The organism is Adlercreutzia rubneri (genome assembly GCF_009755265.1).
Taxonomy (GTDB): Bacteria; Actinomycetota; Coriobacteriia; order Coriobacteriales; family Eggerthellaceae; genus Adlercreutzia; species Adlercreutzia rubneri.
The window spans coordinates 1-18,118 of the sequence record NZ_WPOO01000006.1 but is presented as its reverse complement, the minus strand read 5'-3'; the positions used below and the strand labels follow the sequence as shown (position 1 = coordinate 18,118).

The following is an 18,118-nucleotide window of genomic DNA, read 5'->3' as shown; positions in this document are numbered from 1 at the left end:
CCTTAGGCCGCGATCCTCGCGAAGTGCTTCTGGAAGATGCGCATGCCCAGCCAGCTGCCGAGCAGCGCGCAGACTGCCGTCACGCAGCCGCATACGGGGAAGACGGGACTGTGAACCCAGTCGATGAGGCCCTGGCCGTACTCCGCGGTCATGCCCATGTCGATGACCATCTGCACGTAGCTCTCGCTCGCGAACAGAATGAGGGAGATCTGGCCGAACCACCAGCACACCACGAGCACGGCGAAGCCCACCGCGATCGACCACTTCGCCCGCTTACCCGCGATCATGATCAGCTCGCAAAGCACCGCGCCGACGAGCATGCCCACCGGCCCCGTCCAGGCCATGCCCATGACGAAGCCGAGCAGCGCCATGATGGCGCCGGCGATAAGAGCAGAGCCGCGCTTGGGCACCCGCGCCATGAGATAGGCCCACACAATACCGGCGGGGATGGAGCCGATAGCATGGGTCCACCAGGCCATATCGGTGCTGAAGCTGCACACCATGGCCACGATCATCATCACGAAGAAGGTGACCACGCCGAACACCGCCAAAAGCACGATGTCCTTCGCGGTGAGCCGGGCGGGAGAACCCGCCACCGCCGTTGCCGCTGCCGTCGTTGTCGTTGCTGCCATAGATTCAATCCTTTCCGTTGGGATGGGTACCTAAGAGATTCAGAAACCGAAGCGCGTGCGCACACGGGCGGCGTGAACGGGATCGAGGTCGTAGCGCGCGCTCACACGGCCACCTTCCACTTCCGCCACCTCGTCGCATACCGCGCAGAGGAACTCGTAATCATGGGTGACGAGCGCCACGGGCGCTCCCGCGGCGGCCACTCGGCACAATACCGCGGCGACGCGCTCCATGTTGGCACGATCGAGGCCGCTCGTGGGCTCGTCGAGCACGAGGGCCCGGGCACCCTGGGCGATGCCGGCGGCAATGGCCAGGCGCTGGCGCTCGCCACCGGAAAGCGACAGGGGGTGGCGCTCGGCGCAGGCGGTCAGACCGAAGGCGGCAAGCAGCTCGTCGGTCTCAGCGTCGGGCAGCCGCAGCTCGGCGCGGGCGCTGTCGGCGAACAGCTGGTAGCCGGGCTCCTGCATGACGAGGTGCACCGTGCCCGGCCGCTCACGGGCGGCGAGAGCGCGCCCGTCGAGCGCCACCGAGCCGGCTCGCTCCCGGGTGAGCCCCGACAGGCAGCGCAGCAGCGTGGTCTTGCCGGCGCCGTTGCGGCCCACGATGCCGAGTACGCGCCCCGGCGCCACCGCAAGGGAGAGCCCCTCGAGCACGGGCGGCTTGCGCCGGAAGGCCACGGTCAGGCCCTCCGCTGTCAGGCCCTCCGCTGTCAGGCCCTCCGCGGTGGCGGCCTCTGTAGCTGGCGCAGGACTGCCCTCGGCGGAAGCGGTCGGCGCAACCGCGGCGCGGGCGGCCATCTCCTCCTCCATCTCGGTCACCGTCCAAGCGCGCATGCCGAGGGCGGCACGCTCGGCGCGGGGAAGCGCCCCGTAGGAGGCGGCATCCCAGTCGCCGGCCACGGTGCCCTCTTCCATGAGCACCACACGGTCGGCTACTCCGTGCAGCCACCAGAGCCGATGCTCCGAGACGATCACGGTCTTTCCCTGGGCCTTCAGCGCTGCCACCACCTCGGCCAGGCGCATCATGGAGGCGGTGTCCAGCGAGGCGGTGGGCTCATCGAGCACGAACACCGCAGGCCGCATGGCCAAAGCCGATGCCAAGATGACCGCCTGCTTCTGGCCGCCCGAGAGCTCCTCGATGCTGCGGTCGAGCAGCGGGCGTATGCCGAGCGCCGCAGCCGCCTCCTCCACGCGCTCGACGATCTCTGCGCGCGGCAGCCCCAGATTCTCGCAGCCGAAGGCGATCTCGGAGGCCACATCCAGGTTCACGAACTGGCTGCGCGGGTTCTGGAACACCGATCCCACGCGCACGCCCAGCTCGTCGGGGGCCCATGCCGCCACCTCGGTGCCGCCCACGAGCACGCGCCCCGTCACCTCGCCGGCATACACATGGGGCACCAGGCCGTTCACCAGGCGCGAGAGCGTCGTCTTCCCGCAACCGGAGGGCCCGGTGACCACGACGCACTGGCCGGCCGGCACCTCCAGGCTCACCGAGCGCAGCGTCGGTTCTGCCGCGCCCGGATAGGTATAGGACACACCCTCAAGCTGCACAGCCGCCCCGGCCGTCCCCGCCAAAGCCTCGTCGCCCCTCATGAGAGCACCTTTCCCGCCACGGCGGCAACAGCCAGCAGCGCCGCAACGGCAACGACCACCCCGTCGAGCGGCGTTACCCGCAGCTCGTGGTAGCTCGTGCGCGGCCGCGACGTCTCCACGCCGCGGGCCATCACCGCATCGCCGAGCTCGTCGGCCACGAGCGAGATGCGATGGATGTAGGGCACCATGAAGTTCTCCAGAAGCCCCACCGGGTTCGTCACGATGGCCGCCGGGGTAAGGCGGATGCCGCGGGTGAGCATGGCCTCGCGCACCGCCCGCGCCTCCCGCGCGATGGTAGGGAAGAAGCGCAGTCCCACGCACACGGCCACCGTCATGCGACCCGTGAGGCCGAAAGACTGCAACGCAAAGGCGAGCTCGCCCAGATACGTGGTGGAGATGAGCGCCGCGGCGAACATGGCCGTGGGGAACAGGCGCGCGAGCATGAGCAAGCAGGCGCCCACCGGCATGAAGAAGGGACCGCCGAGGATGCAGGCGAGGGAAATCAGCGAGATTACCGCATAGGCCGCCACCCACGCGCAGGCGAGACGTCCGCGATGGCACCACATCATGAGCAGGGCATCGGCCGCCACCGCGATCAGTTCCACCGCCTTCGCACCCGACACGAATACGGCCACATTGAGCAGCACGAGCGTCACAAGGGCCGCCCGCGGATCCACGCGGCGGCGGCTCTTCTCGCCACCCGCAAACAGCAGGGCACCTCCGCGCGCCGAGGCCGAGGGCGATGCGCTCTCCCGTTCATCTATCCCCATGACGCAGGGTGCCCCCTCACCCCGATCCAGTGTACCTTCCACGTTCCGACTTCCCTTTCGCCCTGCGCATCGACGTTCGCAGGCACTCTCCCGCCGCACCGCCGTGCTCTTCTTGAAAGTTTCAGTCGGATAATTTATCATGCGATCTGCTATGAATGTTATTGATGGTTAACTTTTGGACGAATGCGAAAGAACTTCGGACGGAATGGAAACGACGGGAAGGATCATGAAGGCCCCAGCGCTCGCGAACATCGACGAGAACCTGCACCATCTTTTCGTGCCGCAGCTCGAGACGCTGCAGATGGAACCGCGGGCACGACGGTGCGGGGTGGTGTCGCAGCTTGATCCCGCACGGGGCTCCGGCAGCGCCTGGATGACCGGCCTGGGTCGCGATTGCCTGGTCACCGTACTCGATCTGACGGTGAGTGACGGCTCGAGCCTCACCAGCTGTGGACCGGGCTATTTCTGCCTCGGCTCCATGTCGCCGAGCAGCCTGGAGACGATGCCCTACCCCACCTTCCCTACCGACGCGTCGGATCTGGTCATGTACCGTCAGGGGGCCGGCTCCTATTCCTACCAGCTGAAACCTGGCTGCGCCTACGCCTCGCGCTCGCTCTGCTTCACCCCGCGCTTCATCGAGCAGGTGGCCCGCGATCAGGGAACCGGCGCCGACGAGCTGCTCGAGCGCCTCACCGAGTCGTCGCTGCCCTTGAGGGCACCCCACGTGAGCGCCATGCTCAATCGGCTGGATGCGCGCTCGGCCAATGCGCCGGCCACCGGCTTTCGCCTTGCGGCGCTCATGGCCGAGGCAGTCGCTTGCCTGATAGAGACGGCGGAGGGCGCCGCGTGGGCCGCTCGCGCCGAGGGGACGCGCACGGCGGCGCAGCTCATCCACAAGGCCCATGCCATCATGGAGCAACACCTTGACGCTCCCCTCACCCTGGATTCCATCGCCCGCGAGTTGTGCGTGAGCCGCACGCGCCTCGCCGCCGTCTACAAGGAGGAAACGGGGCGTGGAGTGGCCGAGGATCTGCGACAGCTGCGCATGAACCGCGCATCCGACCTGCTCGCTGGCACCGATATGCCCCTCGCCGAGATCGGGAGGGCAGTGGGCTACCCGCGGCCGAGCAGCTTCACCACCGCCTTCACCCGCGAGCAGGGCTGTTCCCCCGCCGCCTGGCGCAAGCGCTTCCGCTGCTAGGACGCCCGAGGGCCGCCGCGCGCCGCGCCCTACGTTGGGTTGAAGGACATCGGGCAAACCCGGGAAAGCCGGCGACCGCTTTTCGCTCGCAATTCAAGCGGCTACCTATTTGCACTCTGCACGTTCTCGACAAGCTGGATGAGCTCTTCACGAGACCCTACTCCCAGTTTGCGGTATATGTTCCGCAGGTGGGTGCGCACCGTATGTTCGGAGATGCAGAGCATATCGGCCACGTAGGCAGGACGGTGCCCGCGAGCTATATAGGGCAAAATCTCCCTCTCGCGTGCCGACAGGTTTCGCTCCTCGGCCAAAGCGGCGCATAGAACGTCACTGTGAGGTTGCGGCAGACCGTCCCTTTCGCGCACCTCTTCCCCTTCCTCTCCCTCCCGAAGCAGACGATGGTAGTCGACCAAGGGTGAGGCAAGCACATAAACGAAATAAGCCATCGCACACACGAGGAGGATGGCGCCGAGAGCATCGTCATCGGGAACAACCTGCGCCACGTTGGTGCCGAGCAACACTGCGAGGCTTGTCGCCACGCACAGTATGGAACCCACGAACACTGAGGAGAATTCCCCAGCCCGCGCCACCGCGCACAACGACGCCAGGGCAAGCAGGGCGATAGCAGCCATAAGAATATGAGACACGAGGAACCCCGCACCAAACGAGACACTGCCAACGGGAAAGCTGCTCAGCACGATGAAAAATGCGGCCGCACTGGGCAGAAGCGTCCGGTAAACGGTGCCGAGTGAAAAACGCGGCCAAAACCGCACGAGAGCGACGGCAATTCCCGCGGCGCCTATGACCGAGATTGCCCCAATGTGCTCATATTCCATGAACACGAATTCCCGCGCGCTCATGATAAAGAGAAACAGGAATAGGCCCAGGCACGGATTGAGCACCATGGTGCGCATAGACTCCCACAGGTGATCTCCTACCGTGTCGTCAACGGCAGGGATTTCCCCAACTCCCTTGCAGGCGCTCCAAACCGGACCGGCGACACCGAGCCACAGAAGTACGGCGAATGCCCCTTCGCGCGCTGGCAGAAGACCGGCTTCGAAGCCAAGCTCGACGAATGTCGCCATCGCGCATGCGATGCTCATGCCCAGAAGCGAGCGTTTCAGCCCAAACGGACAGAGAACGCGACACCAACCGAGCACGAGCATCGCTAATCCAAAACCCATAGCGACGCTGATAACGCAGATGCCAGCCGGGCCGACCGGCAGGGCAAGCGTCTGCACGAGCGCATAGGCCGACCCTCCCAAGGCATAGGCCACTCCTCCCAGCACCGTCGCAGCGGGCATCATGCGCACGGAATCTCGGGCCATCGACCACAGCCCCGTGCCTACCGCCAGCACGGCGCTTGTTGCCATCAGTCCGTTAATCGCAAGGACCTCCACCGCGCGATCGATAGAGATCTGGGCGAAAAGCGCAGCATCCCACAGAGTCAGCGGACACGTCATGAAAAAGGCAGCGAATGACAAAAACAAAGCCGCCGCCCGAGCAGCTTCTTGTCGGCGAATCACGAAATCCCTCCCCACTATTAGTAACGTCACTCTACCTTCATCCTACCTGATTAACCTGAAATGACGAGCTCACATGAGAAAAATACCTGGTTCTCGTTAGGGGTTTACCCTGTTTCGAGTATAGGCAGAACGCCCCCGTGAACCGATGATGGAAAGCGAGGCCGCCGATTCGGGCACCTCGTCTACCACCGATCCAAGGAGGGAACTATGGAAGACACCCAGAAATGCACGCGTCGTAATTTTTTGAAAGGTGCGGGCATCGGAGCTGCGGGGCTCGCCGCCGCCGGCATGTTCGGCTGCGCACCGTCCGCCCCCGCCACCAGCGACTCGTCCGATAGCGCCGCGGGCACTGCGGGATCCTCGGCGCCCGCAAGCAGCTGGCGCACAGCTCCCGAGCCTATCGCAGAGGACTCCATCGCCGAGACGGCTGACTGCGACGTGCTCGTTATCGGCCTCAGCTTTAGCGGATGCGCAGCTTTCCGCGCAGCCGCCGAGGCGGGCGCGAAGGTCATCGCCATGGAAGCGCACCCCGAGGACAATCACACGTGCCTTGGCATGGGGCATTTCGGCCATATCAACTCCGAATTCTTGCGCGAGCGCGGCGTGAACGGGGTTGATCCCATTGAATTCCTCAACAATTGGCAGCTTCGCGCGGCAAACCGATCCAACGCCGCCCTGGCCCGCAAATTCACCAACACGTGCGGCGAGGCCTTCGACTGGTACATCGACTGCCTTACCCAGGAGGAGCGCGACGCTCTGGAGATCCAGTTCTACCCCACCGATGAGTCTTACACGACCTTCAAGAACGGCTTGGGCACCTATATCGGCACCGCTTCCACCATGCCTGTCCAGGAGAAGATTCTCGGTAACTTACTGCAGGTAGGCCTGGACGCGGGCGCGCAGATCTATTGGGGCTGCCCCGCGCAGCAGCTGACCACCGATGCCGACGGAGCCGTTACCGGCGCTATCGGCCAGAAGGAGGACGGCTCCTATGTTAAGGTGGCGGCCTCCAAGGGCGTCATCGTGGCCGCCGGCGATTACTCCGGCAACCAGGAAATGGCCAAGGAACTACTGAGTCAGATCACCAACATGATCGGCGACGACGGAGAGATCATCAGCTCCGGCTATCAGGGCGACGGCCTGAAGTTGTGCTACTGGGCCGGCGGGCAGCTGGATCCGTACCAGTCTTCCATGGGCGGCGATTACTACTACCCCTGCGACAGCCCCATGGATCCGTTGGGGTCGGCTGCCTCGCTCTGGATCAACGCCGACGGCAAGCGGTACTGCAATGAGGGATTCGGCTTTATGGAATGGGCGGCCTATGCAGGCGCGCTCCAACCTCAGGGACCGGTCGCCAATGTGTTCGATAGCAACTACGAGGCGCTGATCAAGGCCCAACCGGCATGTCACATGGGCATCGACTACCCCAATGGCGGCATGGACGGGCTTCCGGCCCTGCTGGAGGCGGCCGTTGCTGGCGGCGCCGAGGGCTCGGGCGCCGACACTAATCCCGTCGTCTACGCCGCCGACGACTATGCAACACTCGGCGGCTATCTAGGCTACGAGGGAGAGACGTTGGACAATTTCGTTGCCTCCATCGAACGCTACAACGAACTATGCGCCACGGGTCTCGATGAGGATTTCGGCAAGGAGAAGTCGCTCATGTTCGCCGTGAACCAGCCGCCCTACTACGCCTATAAGGGCGAAAAATCTCTGGGCGGCATGCTCTGCAACACATCGGGCGTGGCCATCGACGAGAACGGCCAGGTGCTCGCCCGCGAGACCTTCCGCCCCATTCCCGGCCTGTTCGCCGCCGGAAACACCGCGGGCAGCCGCTTCGGTATTCAGTACACCACGGCACTGTGCGGCGTTTCCATCGCCTTCGCCGTCACCCAGGGTAAGTTCACCGCCGAATACGTGGCGAGCCTCGCCTAACGATTCGCGATACAGCGGCGCGCGCCTCCCTCCCCGTCGCGCCGCATAATCGAGCAGGGTCCCGCAGGCAATATGCTGCGGGACCCTTGGTTTTGGATGACGCAAGGCGACGCCATGCACGCTGAAAGGCGGACGGCTGAAGCTGTCCCCTACGTTGGATATGCGCGCGCTGCGGTAAGCAGCACCCTATCGTGCCACGGCGGCGTCCATAGCGTCGGCGTAGATGGGCGTGGCCAGGCCGAAGCCGCCGGCCACCTCGATGAGTTGGCCGGTGGTGGCAGCGCTCTCGTCGCCGAGGAAGCACACCGCCGCCGGTCTTCGCCATCTCGCGCGCGGCCGCCTGACAGCCGAGGAACACGCTGCCCACGTTCGCATCCACCCCGGCGAGGAAGTGCTCGTAGGAGGTGCTCAGCAGGTCCTTGTCCTCGGCGGGGTTCGTGCCGCCGAAGTTGTTCACGAGCCCGTCGATGCGTCCCTCGGCAGCCACCACCGTGTCGATCATCGACTGGTAGCTGTCGGGTTTGGACGTGTCGTTGTACACGGTAACAAAACCGTGATTTCTAAGCCAAAAGGAGCTCACGCAACTCGCTTCGCGCCCGCTGCCGCGGGGTCTCAGCTTCCGAGCAGGGGCGCCACCATGGTCGCGGCGCACAGTGCGAGCGAGGCGGCCATCGCCCCGTCCACGCGGCGGCGATGCCGTTCGTAGAACGACCGCAAAAGCTCGCCCGCGTATATCCAAGCCAGATTGCAGCCGACGCCGATGAGGGGCATCACCAGCCCCGCAGCCGCCAGCGCCAGCGGGTGGTCGCTCAGGGGAAGCACGTAGGAGCACAGCGCCGTCAGGCACAGCACCAGTATCTTCACGTTGGTGATCTGCAAGAGGAAGCCCGAGGCCGCCGTGGGCTTCGCCTCGTATAGCGCGTGCCCCTCCCGGCTGGGCGCCACCATGGTCCAGGCGAGCCAGAGCACGTAGACCGCGCCCGCCACGGTGAGCCACCCCATCAGGCCCGACGCCACCTGGCCTACAGTCCACACGACCAGCACCGAGGCGAACGACACCGCGTAGAAGCCGGCGATGAGCCCGTACCACTGGCGTAGCGCAAGCGTCCGACCGTAGCGCAGCGTCGTCGCCAGCGAGCAGAGGTTCGCAGGTCCCGGGGTGATGCCCTGCACGAAACAGTAGAACGCCAGCCCTGCCAGGGTGGCCGCTATCGTCATTTCCGTTGCCTCCATGGGTGCTCCCCTTCCGCTGTCTTTCCGTTGGCTCTAGCATAGGGCGCCACAACCCATTTGTATAACGAATGATTGAGAAGAATATGTTTAACTAAATCAATCAATGTTGCGTATGCTGGAACCTGCGCGCGGCGAGGCCGCCCCGCCCGCGAAACGCGCCGAAAAGGAGAACCACTGTGGATATCAAATGCCTGCGCACCTTCCAGGCCGTCGTGGCCTGCGGCACCTACGCCAAGGCCGCTGACCGGCTGGGCTACACCCAGTCGACCGTGACGGTGCACATCAAGCAACTCGAACGCGACTTAGGATTGCCGCTGTTCGAGCGCATCGGGCGCCGCATGGTGCTCACGCAGAAAGGGGCCGAGGCGCTCGCCCAGGCCGCCGAGATCATCGCCGCCGCTGACCGCCTGGCCGCCCTCGGCACAGAGGAGACGGCGTTGCAGGGCACGCTGCGGGTCGATCTGGCCGAGACGCTTCTGTGCTATGCGCTCGACGAGGTGATCGCCGCGTTTCGCGAGCGCGCCCCGGGCGTGGCGCTGCGTCTGCGCGACCGCACCTGCGCCCAGGTGTCCGAGAACCTGCGCGACGGCTCCTGCGACCTGGGGCTCACCTATGCCTTCGACTGGCAGCCCGAGGATTTCTCCATCGAAGAGGTGGGGCAGATTCGCACGACCCTTGTGGCCGCGCCGAGTATACCCCTCCCCGACTTCCAGTCCGCAGGGCAGCTAGCGGGCCTTCCCTTCATCATCGACGAGCCCGACAACGTGTTCCGCATCGCCCTCGAGCAAACCATGGACGCACGCGGCGTGACGCTCACCGAGACGATGGAGCTCTGGAGTTCCCAGGCCATCAAACGCCTCGTTTCCATGGGCATGGGCTTTTCCGTCTTCCCCCGCTTCGCCGTCGCCGACGAGCTGGCGCGCGGAACCTTCGTCGAGATTCCCGACCCCTTCGGAAAGCGCACCTTCCCCATCTACCTCGGCCATCGCAAGACCCACTGGCTCACCCCGGCCGCCCGCCTGTTCTGCGATCTCGTACGCGAGCGCTTGATGCCAGAGAAAACCCGATGATAAAGCGTGATAAAAGATGACAAAGGAAGGGCCGGCATCCCGAGCTGTACGGCTGACTCCGCCGTTCAACCCCCGCTTTCAGCCTACCGCTCTAACAGATTCTCCATGGAGCAGTGGAGGGCAAAGGCCAGGCGGTAGAGGGTCTCGGCGGCGGCGTGGTTGATGTTCTTCTGGCGCTGCTCGTACAGCTGAATGGAGCGGAGGCCGACGCCTGATGCCTCGGCCAGCTGCTTCTGCGACACTCCGCAGATCTTCCGCTGGCGATAGAGCCTGGTGGGCAGCTGCGCCGCAGCCAGGCGATGGTTGAGCGCCTCGACGAACTTCTCCTCGGGCGCCTCGTGCAGCGGATAGAACATGCCCGCAAGCTCTTCATAGGGAATGGCGTCAAACACCTGGCGGTAGGGGCGTCCCGTCTCCATCTGGTAGCACGCCAGGATCCAGCCTAGCCAGTAGTCCTCGCGCGGCACCACCTGCGCATGCTCGGGCGCAGGGGATTCCACCGTTCGCCCTCGGCAATTGCGCAGCCCGTACCTGACAGAGCCCCGAAGACTTGCGACGTCCTCAGGACCACCTGATACCCCAGGCCGCCCAGGAACAACGCGCGCTCCAATGTCTCAACGCTTATGGTGTTCGCCAGAAAATCCCGGGCAATGGAGAAGTACGAATCGTCGGACCACGCCGCAAAGCTCAATGACACGCATCCTTCCTTTGAATTCCCTGAAACCACGGGCCAGCGACCAGAGTCCGATCGCAACAGAAAGCACAAGTCCCGCAGAGGTCATTCCGTCCACCACTGCCGCTTCGAAATCCGCGTTCGAGGAGATTTGGAAGAAGAGCGCTGCATCCCACAGCACCAACGGACACGTTGCAAAGAATCCCGCGAACGAGAGAAACAGAGCCGTCGCAGCTTTCTCAAGGGAGCCGGTTTCGGCGCCGCAAGCCTTGCGGCAGCGGGCATTGCGGGATGCTCGCCCAGCAGCACGACGACAGCCTCGGAAGTGCCCGCCGACAACGGAAATAAAAGCGCGTCGGACAACATCTCGAGCGCAAGCTGGCGAGAGGCGCCTGCCCCAATCACCGAGGCCGACATCGCCGAAACTGTCGATTGCGACGTCCTCGTTGTCGGGCTCGGCTACTCCGGCTGCGCCGCCTTCCGAGCGGCGGCAGAATCGGGCGCCAAGGTAATCGCCGTTGAAGCCCAAGCCGAATCTGACTTCGCCATTTTGGGCATGGGGCATTTCGGGCACATCAACTCCGAGTTCTTGAAAGAGCGCGGCGTGAATCCCGTCGATCCCATCGAGTTCCTCAACAACTGGCAGTTGCGCGCGGCTAACCGCTCTAACGCCTCTCTGTGTCGCAAGTTCACCAATACCTGCGGAGAGGCGTTCGATTGGTACATCGACTGTCTGACCCCTGAAGAACGCTCGTCTATCGAGATCCAGTTCTTCCCAACCGACGCCGGCTATACCACGTTCAAGAATGGCCTTGGCACCTACATAGGAACGGCCTCGACTATGCCCCTGCAGGAAAAGATCATCGGCAACATGCTTCAAGTCGGGCTCGATGCCGGCGCGCAGATTTACTGGGGATGCCCGGCGGAGCAGCTGGTTCAAGGCGACGACGGCCGCGTGATCGGAGCCGTTGCCAAAAAGGAAGACGGCAGCTACCTCAAGATCAACGCCGAGAAGGGCGTCATCGTAACTGCTGGCGACTACTCTGGCAATCCCGAAATGGCGAAGGATCTGCTCAGCCAGATAACCAACATGCTCGATGGCGAAGACGGCGAGGTAGTCTCCATGGGCTACAAGGGAGATGGCCTGAAGCTTTGCTATTGGGCCGGCGGACAGATTGATCCCTACCAGGCTACCATGGGCGGCGACTACTCCAACGGCGGCATGGACGCTCTGCCCGACTTGCTTGCGGCAGCTGTTGCCGGCGGGCCCGAGGGCACAGGACCAGACTCCAATCCAGTCGTTTACGCTGCCAATGATTACGAGACCCTCGGTACCTATCTGGGCTACGAAGGAGAGACCCTAGACAACTTCGTTGCCTCCATCGAGCGGTACAACCAGCTATGCGAAATCGGGCTTGACGAGGATTTCGGTAAAGAGAAGCAGCTGATGATCGGCGTGACCCAGCCTCCCTATTATGCCTACGCCGGAGAGAAGACCATCAGGCATATGCTTTGCAACGGTTCAGGAATCGCTATTGACGAGAACGGACAGGTGCTCTCTCGCGCCGATTATCGCCCGATTCCCGGCCTGTTCGCGGCGGGCAACACCGCCGGCAGCCGCTTCGGCATCCAGTACACGACGGCTCTGTGCGGCGTGTCCATCTCCTTCGCCGTCACCCAAGGCAAGTTTACCGGCGAATACGTCGCTTCGCTGGTATAACCACCAATCGCGCTTTTCCTGCCCGGCTCCACCTCCCTCCCATTGGAGCCGGGCACCCTCAAAACGAGAGGCTCGCTGGTGCGGGCCTCTCGTTTTTGCGCATAATCGCACAAAAGAACTGAGTGTTTTCCAAAGTGGCTGCGTTTTAAGCGCCGACCGCAAGCACCTTTTCAATGATGGCATTTACCGCCTGCGGGTTGTCGGTATTGGCATTGTGGGCGGCGCCTTCTATCCAATGGATCGGCTGCCCGGTGCGCTGCGACCACAGCTCGTTGTACTTGCGGATGAAACCCGTATTGTCGCGCTCGCCCACGATGAGGGTAAGCGGAGCCGCCGGCGCGGCGTAGTCGTCGCTGCGCACCACATCGGCGAGCATGGCGAAGCCGTGGGTGGAAAGGAGGCAGTACTCGTCCTTCGAGTAGTCGGCCATCATGGCGACCATGATCGCGCGGCCGGCCTCGGTAGCGGCATTGCCCTCGGAGCTCGCCTTCTGCAGCGTCTCCCACGGATAGAGCCGGAACATGCGCGTCACGAAGGGCAGGCAGGCCAGTTCCCAGCTCTTGTAGTAGCTGCGGCCGAGCGGCGCGGAATCCACCGAGACGATGCCGCGGGCGCGCCCGGGAAACAGCACATCGAACACCTGGGCCACGTAGCCGCCGAGCGACTGCCCCACGAGCAAGGGGTCCGCAGCGCCTTCGGCATCTAGGACATCGCCCAGCCAGCGGGCCATATCCTCGAGCGAGAAATCCAACGGGAACGGACGCGAGAGCCCGTGAGCCGGCGCATCCCAAACTAAGCAATTGGCGCAGCTTTCGAAGTGCTCGATCTGCCCTTCGAACAAGCGATGATCCGCCGTGAGCCCCGGCAGAAACACCAGCCACGGCCGCGCCACATCAGGCTCATCGCTCACCCAATAGACGATATTTCCCCGCCCCGTATCAAAACTCTTCTGCCGCATTGGCCCTCCTAAGCGATGGCCGCGATATCGAACGGCTCGATACTCTCAAGCTCTTCCTCGTGAAGCGCCAGAGAGTCCCAAATGTCCACTTTCGCCTGCATATTCATCCAATACTGGGGCGTCGTGCCGAAGAGCCTCGCGAGGCGAAGACACATCTCAGGACTCAAGCCCCGTCGCTCTCTAACGATATCGTTTACCGTCTGCCGCGAAACTCCAAGGCGCTTCGCCAAACTTGCCACGGTAAGGCCAAGCTCGGGCATATAGTCCTCCCGCAGGAACTCGCCGGGATGGATCGGCTCCCGAGAGACCATGATCATCTTGTCGTCCATGCCCGCCTCCTCGCTAGTGGTAGTCGCATATTTCGACATCGTAGACACCGTCCCTTTCAAAAACAAAGCAGATTCGCCACTGGTCGTTTATCGCAATGGCGTGCTGACCTTCACGATCGCCCTTGAGGGCGTGTAGTTTATTGCCCGGCGGCAATCGCAGATCCCCTAGGACCATCGCGTTATCGACATATTCAAGCTTTCGAAGCGACCTTCTCACGATGTCCGGCGGAAGTCGTTTCGAACGGCCCGTTTCGAATAGGCTCCGGGTGTCATCGTCGGCGAATGTCTTAATCATAGGCCACCTCCACCGATATTGTAATATGTCACGTTACACATTACAATATTGAACAAAAAGAAAGGAGCCCCGAGAGGCTCCTTCTTGTCGCAGCTGCTTGCGCCAGGCGCGCTTGGCTTTCGCGCGGCTGTACTTGGCATCGCCATGGGCTCCGTGGCCACAGGCGAATCCGTTGTAGCGCGGCTTTTTCGCCAGCGCTGCCTCCTCGGCCGACTGGCGCCACACCACACCGCGCGCCTTCGCCGTCCTATCGGCCTCCGGCTGCACCGGCACCGAGCGCATCCGCTTCTTCGACATATCCTCTCACCTCCTTCGCGCGTCGCACATTTGCAGAGGCATTTTAGCAAATGTGCAGGAAATATCAATATCTGATACCTTGTATTTCGAACTTTAGTTTGCTATATTGTACTAATGAGCCAGTGCAGCGGCGGCGGGCAGCTCATCGTCGTCAAAGCCCATCGGCAAGCTTGAGAAGCTTGGGCGCATCGGGCAACCTAGCTTGCAAGATCCTCATCCCCTTGGAGACAAGGCATTGACTTATAACATTTTTGTTATACTATGGAGGAGGATCAAATGGGCAACTACGAAATCGTCTACTACAGCAAGCCAAATGGGAGGGAACCCCTACGAGAATTCCTCGAGAGCCTTTCGCCAAAACTGAGTTCCGAGGCGTTTAGCGACCTCGCTACTCTCCAAGAAATGGGTCCTGAATTGCGCATGCCGCATTCGCGTCACATCCGAAAGGGGCTTTTCGAGCTGAGAATCCAAGCCGACGGGGACAACGTGCGGGCGTTCTACTTCTTTTATCAGAGAGGGAGCATCGTGGTCACCCACGGTTTTCTCAAAAAGACACGGAAGACGCCCCTTCGGGAAATCGAACGGGCATTTCGATACAAGCACGATTGGGAAAAGAGGCACAACGCATGACAACCCTTGATGAGCACCTCGCGGAAATGATGCAGGACCCTGAATTTGCCCGGGAATGGGAGCGGCTTCAGCCGGAGCACGAGGTGCGACTCGCGATTCTGCGGGCCGAAAGCGAGCTCGGCATCACCCAGAGCGAACTCGCCGAGCGCTGCGGCATGAAGCAGAGCGCTCTCAGCCGTCTAGAAACGGGCAAGACGAGCCCTACCCTGAAAACGCTGCAGCAGTTGGCAGAAGGCATGGGAAAGAAGCTCGTCATCCAGTTCGTCTAGCTGCGGGGAATCAAAAAAGCGGCCGCCCCGAAGGACGGCCGCCGTATAGCGCATGTTTCCGCTGCTGAATTAGAACTTGCGGAACTTGTCGGCCGGGGTGAAGCAGATGGGGCACTTCTCGAAGTCGTCGCCCTTGTGGATGTAGCCGCAGATGGGGCACAGGTAGTAGGGCTCATCGGTGGGGGCGTCGATGTTGTTGTAGGCGTCCATGTACAGCTCGGCGTGCACGGCCTCGGCGAGCTTGGCGCGGGTGAACACGAACTCAGCCTTCTTGTTGCCCTCCTCCTGAGCGACCTTGATGAAGCTCGGGTACATGTCGGAGGTCTCGTAGATCTCGCCCAGGGCACCGGCGATGAGGTTCAGGTCGGTGGCAATGCCCTCGGCCTCGGGAGCGGCGGGGCGCTCGTAGCCCGGCTCGATCTCGGCGATCACGCCGGCCTCAAGGCCGATGTGGATCTGCTCGGCGGCGCTGGTGGCCTCGAACAGGCGGGCGATCTGGTCGAAGCCCTGCTCCTTGGCGGCGGCGGCGCAGGCGGCGTACTTGGCGGACGCACCGGTCTCGCCACACACGGCGGCCTTCAGGTTTTCGAGGGTGGTGCCCACCTCGGTGATGGACTCGGGGACCACGTTGAAGTTGCTGGAGTTCTCAGCAGTGGGGATAACGTCACGCAGATTCATTGAATCTTCCTTTCTTGGGTAACGGCGACATCGTCTCAATGTCTGGGCCATTATAGTACGGAGCGCCCGCTTCGCGCATCGAGAAAACAGGATGTAACAATTTCCGAACTTTTCCCCATAGATTGGTTCATACTGTGCTCGATCGCACAAGAGAAAGGAAGTTTCGTGGAACGCGAAGTAGCTTGGAAGAAGTACGACGAGGCAGCATCGGCCGAGGTTGAGGCGCTGGCTGCTGACTACATCGACTTCATCTCCGACAACAAAACCGAGCGCGAGTGCGCCGCGGCCGCCATCGCCGCGGCCGAGGACGCCGGCTACGACTCGCTGGCCGATTGCATCGCCGCCGGCACGCCCGTGGGGCCGGGCAGCAAGCTGTGGGCCTGCGCCCAGGGGAAGGCAGTCATCCTCGTGCACGTGGGGGCCGCGCCGATCTCCGAGGGCATGAACATCCTGGGGGCGCATATCGACTCGCCGCGCCTCGACATCAAGCAGAACCCGCTGTACGAGGCCAACGACTTCGCGCTTCTGGACACCCACTACTACGGCGGCATCAAGAACTACCAGTGGACGGCGCTGCCCTTGGCGCTGCACGGCGTGGTGGCGACCACCGACGGCGAGGTGATAGAGGTGAACATCGGCGATGATGAGGCCGACCCGGTGTTCTGCGTGACCGACCTGCTGCCGCATTTGGGCTCCCAGCAGATGGACAAGAAGGGCGCAAAGGTCGTGGAAGGCGAGGACTTGGACGTGCTCGTGGGCAACCGCCCGCTCTTGAGCACCGCCGACTCCTCCGACTCCAAGGAAGCCGAGAGCACCGAAACTCCCAAAGATCCGGTGAAGGCCCACGTGCTGGCGCTTCTGGCCGACAAGTACGGCATCAGCGAGGAGGACTTCCTTTCCGCCGAGCTGGAAGCGGTGCCGGCCGGCCGCGCCCGCGACCTCGGATTCGACCGCTCCATGGTCATCGGCTACGGCCAGGATGATCGCGTCTGCGCCTACACCTCGCTCGTGGCCCAGCTGGCCTTGGGCGACGACGTGCCCGCCCGCACCGCCGTCTGCGTGCTCGTGGACAAGGAGGAGATCGGCAGCGTGGGCGCCTCGGGCATGGCCTCGATGTTCTTCGAGAACACCATCGCCGAGATCATGGCGCTTGCCGGCGAGAGCAGCCCGCTTCGCCTGCGCCGCGCCCTCACCCGCTCGCGTATGCTGTCCTCAGACGTGTCCGCCGGCTTCGATCCGGCCTACGCGAGCGTCTTCGAAGCGAAGAACTCCGCCTACCTGGGGCGCGGCCTCGTGTTCAACAAGTACACCGGCTCCCGCGGCAAGAGCGGATCGAACGACGCCTCGGCCGAGTACGTCGCGCTGGTGCGCCGCATCATGGACGACGCGCACGTGAGCTTCCAGACCGCCGAGCTCGGCCGCGTGGACGCTGGCGGCGGCGGAACCATCGCCTACATCCCCGCGAAGTACGGCATGGACGTCATCGACTCCGGCGTGCCCGTGCTTTCGATGCACTCCCCCTGGGAAGTCACCAGCAAAGCCGACATCTACGAAGCCCGCCGCGGCTACGAAGCCTTCCTGCGCGCGGAGGGCTAGCGAGGAAGCCGGATCCCCCGCGACAATCGGCGGCCATTTGCAGAGCGGTTTTTTCGAGTTGTTAGAGTTCGGGACGAACGCTCGAAAGAATCGGCTGCAGAGGATCGTACAGCGACCTGGGATTTCGCCGTCGCTTTCCCTGAATCAAGCGGCAAGGGGCCCTTTCCTGCCTCCCATAACTCTAACAGGTCGAAATTCTTGCATAAAAAGGGGCGGCTCTTTATCCCGGAGCCGCCCCTTGGTTTTGTAAATCACTGCCTAGTCGGCGACGATGACCGTGCCCGTCTCGCCGCGCAGGCCGGCGGCGGCGCACTCGAGCGAGGTGATGAGCGCCTTGCCCTCGGGGAACTTCTCCACGTACTCGATGCAGGCCTCGACCTTCGGGAGCATCGAGCCGGGGGCGAACTGGCCCTGGGCGATGTACTCGCGGGCCTGGGACACGGTCATCTCGGAGATCTGCTCCTGCTCGGGCGTGTTGAAGTTGATGCACACCTTCTCCACGGCGGTCAGGATGATCAGCATGTCGGCGCCGAGCTCGGCGGCCATGAGGGCGCTGGAGCGGTCCTTGTCGATGACCGCGGGGGTGCCCACGTAGCCGTTCTCGGTCTCGAAGACCGGCACCCCGCCGCCGCCGGTGGACACGACCACGTAGCCGTCCTCCACCAGGTCGCGCACGGCGTCGAACTCCACGATGCGCTTGGGGATCGGGGAGGCGA

Annotated in this window: 19 protein-coding genes and 1 pseudogene; 7 read left to right on the top strand and 13 right to left on the bottom strand. The window is 63.3% G+C overall.

Features of this window, described 5'->3' with window-relative positions; genetic code table 11:
• Positions 1-2: 2 nt before the first annotated feature.
• Genes GO707_RS04965 through GO707_RS04955 form a run of 3 tightly spaced genes read right to left on the bottom strand, consistent with a single transcriptional unit; the run spans position 3 to position 3,034 of the window.
• A complete protein-coding gene (locus GO707_RS04965; RefSeq protein ID WP_157012403.1) occupies positions 3-632 on the bottom strand; it encodes an MptD family putative ECF transporter S component in 630 nt (209 codons plus the stop codon).
• 39 nt (positions 633-671) lie between these two features.
• Entirely contained in the window at positions 672-2,222 is a 1,551-nt protein-coding gene (locus tag GO707_RS04960; RefSeq protein WP_157012402.1) for an ABC transporter ATP-binding protein, read from the bottom strand.
• A complete protein-coding gene (locus tag GO707_RS04955) occupies positions 2,219-3,034 on the bottom strand; it encodes an energy-coupling factor transporter transmembrane component T (protein ID WP_198161017.1) in 816 nt (271 codons plus the stop codon). Before GO707_RS04955 ends, GO707_RS04960 begins: the two co-directional genes overlap by 4 nt.
• Positions 3,035-3,197: 163 nt before the next feature.
• Here GO707_RS04955 and GO707_RS04950 point away from each other — a divergent pair, with 163 nt between their 5' ends.
• On the top strand, positions 3,198-4,193 hold the full coding sequence (locus tag GO707_RS04950) for a helix-turn-helix domain-containing protein (protein ID WP_157012400.1): 996 nt from the start codon (positions 3,198-3,200) through the stop codon (positions 4,191-4,193).
• Positions 4,194-4,294: 101 nt separating this feature from the next.
• On the opposite strand, the gene GO707_RS12705 is transcribed toward GO707_RS04950, so the two are convergent.
• Complete coding sequence (locus tag GO707_RS12705; protein WP_157012399.1) at positions 4,295-5,749, bottom strand: response regulator transcription factor; 1,455 nt, start codon at positions 5,747-5,749, stop codon at positions 4,295-4,297.
• Positions 5,750-5,926: 177 nt separating this feature from the next.
• On the opposite strand from GO707_RS12705, the gene GO707_RS04940 reads away from it, so the two are divergent.
• Positions 5,927-7,654: an FAD-binding protein gene (locus GO707_RS04940; RefSeq protein ID WP_157012398.1), complete on the top strand. Its 1,728-nt coding sequence runs from the start codon at positions 5,927-5,929 to the stop codon at positions 7,652-7,654.
• A gap of 361 nt (positions 7,655-8,015) precedes the next feature.
• Here GO707_RS04940 and GO707_RS12860 read toward each other — a convergent pair.
• Together GO707_RS12860 and GO707_RS12025 are read right to left on the bottom strand one after the other, a co-directional pair.
• Positions 8,016-8,156 (bottom strand): annotated as a pseudogene (locus GO707_RS12860) (hypothetical protein); the annotation flags it as partial.
• Between the two features lie 110 nt (positions 8,157-8,266).
• Entirely contained in the window at positions 8,267-8,887 is a 621-nt protein-coding gene (locus tag GO707_RS12025) for a LysE family translocator (RefSeq protein ID WP_198161015.1), read from the bottom strand.
• A 176-nt stretch (positions 8,888-9,063) separates the two neighbouring features.
• Here GO707_RS12025 and GO707_RS04930 point away from each other — a divergent pair, with 176 nt between their 5' ends.
• On the top strand, positions 9,064-9,957 hold the full coding sequence (locus GO707_RS04930) for a LysR family transcriptional regulator (RefSeq protein WP_157012397.1): 894 nt from the start codon (positions 9,064-9,066) through the stop codon (positions 9,955-9,957).
• Between the two features lie 83 nt (positions 9,958-10,040).
• On the opposite strand, the gene GO707_RS04925 is transcribed toward GO707_RS04930, so the two are convergent.
• Complete coding sequence (locus tag GO707_RS04925; protein WP_157012396.1) at positions 10,041-10,457, bottom strand: helix-turn-helix domain-containing protein; 417 nt, start codon at positions 10,455-10,457, stop codon at positions 10,041-10,043.
• Positions 10,458-10,607: 150 nt separating this feature from the next.
• Here GO707_RS04925 and GO707_RS04920 point away from each other — a divergent pair, with 150 nt between their 5' ends.
• Complete coding sequence (locus tag GO707_RS04920) at positions 10,608-12,350, top strand: FAD-binding protein (RefSeq protein ID WP_198161014.1); 1,743 nt, start codon at positions 10,608-10,610, stop codon at positions 12,348-12,350.
• A 145-nt stretch (positions 12,351-12,495) separates the two neighbouring features.
• Here GO707_RS04920 and GO707_RS04915 read toward each other — a convergent pair whose 3' ends face one another.
• The 4 genes from GO707_RS04915 to GO707_RS04900 are packed head-to-tail and all read right to left on the bottom strand — an operon-like array spanning position 12,496 to position 14,229.
• A complete protein-coding gene (locus GO707_RS04915) occupies positions 12,496-13,308 on the bottom strand; it encodes an alpha/beta fold hydrolase (protein WP_157012394.1) in 813 nt (270 codons plus the stop codon).
• An 8-nt stretch (positions 13,309-13,316) separates the two neighbouring features.
• On the bottom strand, positions 13,317-13,637 hold the full coding sequence (locus GO707_RS04910) for a HigA family addiction module antitoxin (RefSeq protein ID WP_157012393.1): 321 nt from the start codon (positions 13,635-13,637) through the stop codon (positions 13,317-13,319).
• A 13-nt stretch (positions 13,638-13,650) separates the two neighbouring features.
• Entirely contained in the window at positions 13,651-13,932 is a 282-nt protein-coding gene (locus GO707_RS04905) for a type II toxin-antitoxin system RelE/ParE family toxin (protein WP_157012392.1), read from the bottom strand.
• A 33-nt stretch (positions 13,933-13,965) separates the two neighbouring features.
• Positions 13,966-14,229, bottom strand: a complete 264-nt coding sequence (locus GO707_RS04900) for a hypothetical protein (RefSeq protein ID WP_157012390.1) — start codon at positions 14,227-14,229, stop codon at positions 13,966-13,968.
• A 276-nt stretch (positions 14,230-14,505) separates the two neighbouring features.
• On the opposite strand from GO707_RS04900, the gene GO707_RS04895 reads away from it, so the two are divergent.
• Together GO707_RS04895 and GO707_RS04890 are read left to right on the top strand one after the other, a co-directional pair.
• A complete protein-coding gene (locus GO707_RS04895) occupies positions 14,506-14,859 on the top strand; it encodes a type II toxin-antitoxin system RelE/ParE family toxin (protein ID WP_198161013.1) in 354 nt (117 codons plus the stop codon).
• Complete coding sequence (locus GO707_RS04890; protein ID WP_157012386.1) at positions 14,856-15,128, top strand: helix-turn-helix domain-containing protein; 273 nt, start codon at positions 14,856-14,858, stop codon at positions 15,126-15,128. Before GO707_RS04895 ends, GO707_RS04890 begins: the two co-directional genes overlap by 4 nt.
• 69 nt (positions 15,129-15,197) lie before the next feature.
• Here the strand turns inward: GO707_RS04890 and ngr are convergent, their stop codons facing one another.
• Complete coding sequence (ngr, locus tag GO707_RS04885; RefSeq protein ID WP_157012384.1) at positions 15,198-15,806, bottom strand: nigerythrin; 609 nt, start codon at positions 15,804-15,806, stop codon at positions 15,198-15,200.
• Positions 15,807-15,971: 165 nt separating this feature from the next.
• Between ngr and GO707_RS04880 the strand changes: the two genes are divergently transcribed.
• Positions 15,972-17,402, top strand: a complete 1,431-nt coding sequence (locus GO707_RS04880) for an aminopeptidase (RefSeq protein WP_227070445.1) — start codon at positions 15,972-15,974, stop codon at positions 17,400-17,402.
• A gap of 258 nt (positions 17,403-17,660) precedes the next feature.
• Here GO707_RS04880 and GO707_RS04875 read toward each other — a convergent pair.
• The coding region (locus tag GO707_RS04875) for an amino acid kinase family protein (RefSeq protein WP_472755561.1) at positions 17,661-18,118 on the bottom strand (458 nt) is incomplete at its 5' end.

Excerpts from the sequence above, each read along its gene's own strand:
- GO707_RS04965 (WP_157012403.1), bottom strand. The coding sequence starts at position 632 with ATGGCAGCAACGACAACGACGGCAGCGGCAACGGCGGTGGCGGGTTCT.
- GO707_RS04960 (WP_157012402.1), bottom strand. The coding sequence starts at position 2,222 with ATGAGGGGCGACGAGGCTTTGGCGGGGACGGCCGGGGCGGCTGTGCAG.
- GO707_RS04950 (WP_157012400.1), top strand. The coding sequence starts at position 3,198 with ATGGAAACGACGGGAAGGATCATGAAGGCCCCAGCGCTCGCGAACATC.
- GO707_RS04940 (WP_157012398.1), top strand. The coding sequence starts at position 5,927 with ATGGAAGACACCCAGAAATGCACGCGTCGTAATTTTTTGAAAGGTGCG.
- GO707_RS12025 (WP_198161015.1), bottom strand. The coding sequence starts at position 8,887 with ATGGAGGCAACGGAAATGACGATAGCGGCCACCCTGGCAGGGCTGGCG.
- GO707_RS04920 (WP_198161014.1), top strand. The coding sequence starts at position 10,608 with ATGGAGAAGTACGAATCGTCGGACCACGCCGCAAAGCTCAATGACACG.
- GO707_RS04915 (WP_157012394.1), bottom strand. The coding sequence starts at position 13,308 with ATGCGGCAGAAGAGTTTTGATACGGGGCGGGGAAATATCGTCTATTGG.
- GO707_RS04910 (WP_157012393.1), bottom strand. The coding sequence starts at position 13,637 with ATGGACGACAAGATGATCATGGTCTCTCGGGAGCCGATCCATCCCGGC.
- GO707_RS04905 (WP_157012392.1), bottom strand. The coding sequence starts at position 13,932 with ATGATTAAGACATTCGCCGACGATGACACCCGGAGCCTATTCGAAACG.
- GO707_RS04900 (WP_157012390.1), bottom strand. The coding sequence starts at position 14,229 with ATGTCGAAGAAGCGGATGCGCTCGGTGCCGGTGCAGCCGGAGGCCGAT.
- GO707_RS04895 (WP_198161013.1), top strand. The coding sequence starts at position 14,506 with ATGGGCAACTACGAAATCGTCTACTACAGCAAGCCAAATGGGAGGGAA.
- GO707_RS04890 (WP_157012386.1), top strand. The coding sequence starts at position 14,856 with ATGACAACCCTTGATGAGCACCTCGCGGAAATGATGCAGGACCCTGAA.
- ngr (WP_157012384.1), bottom strand. The coding sequence starts at position 15,806 with ATGAATCTGCGTGACGTTATCCCCACTGCTGAGAACTCCAGCAACTTC.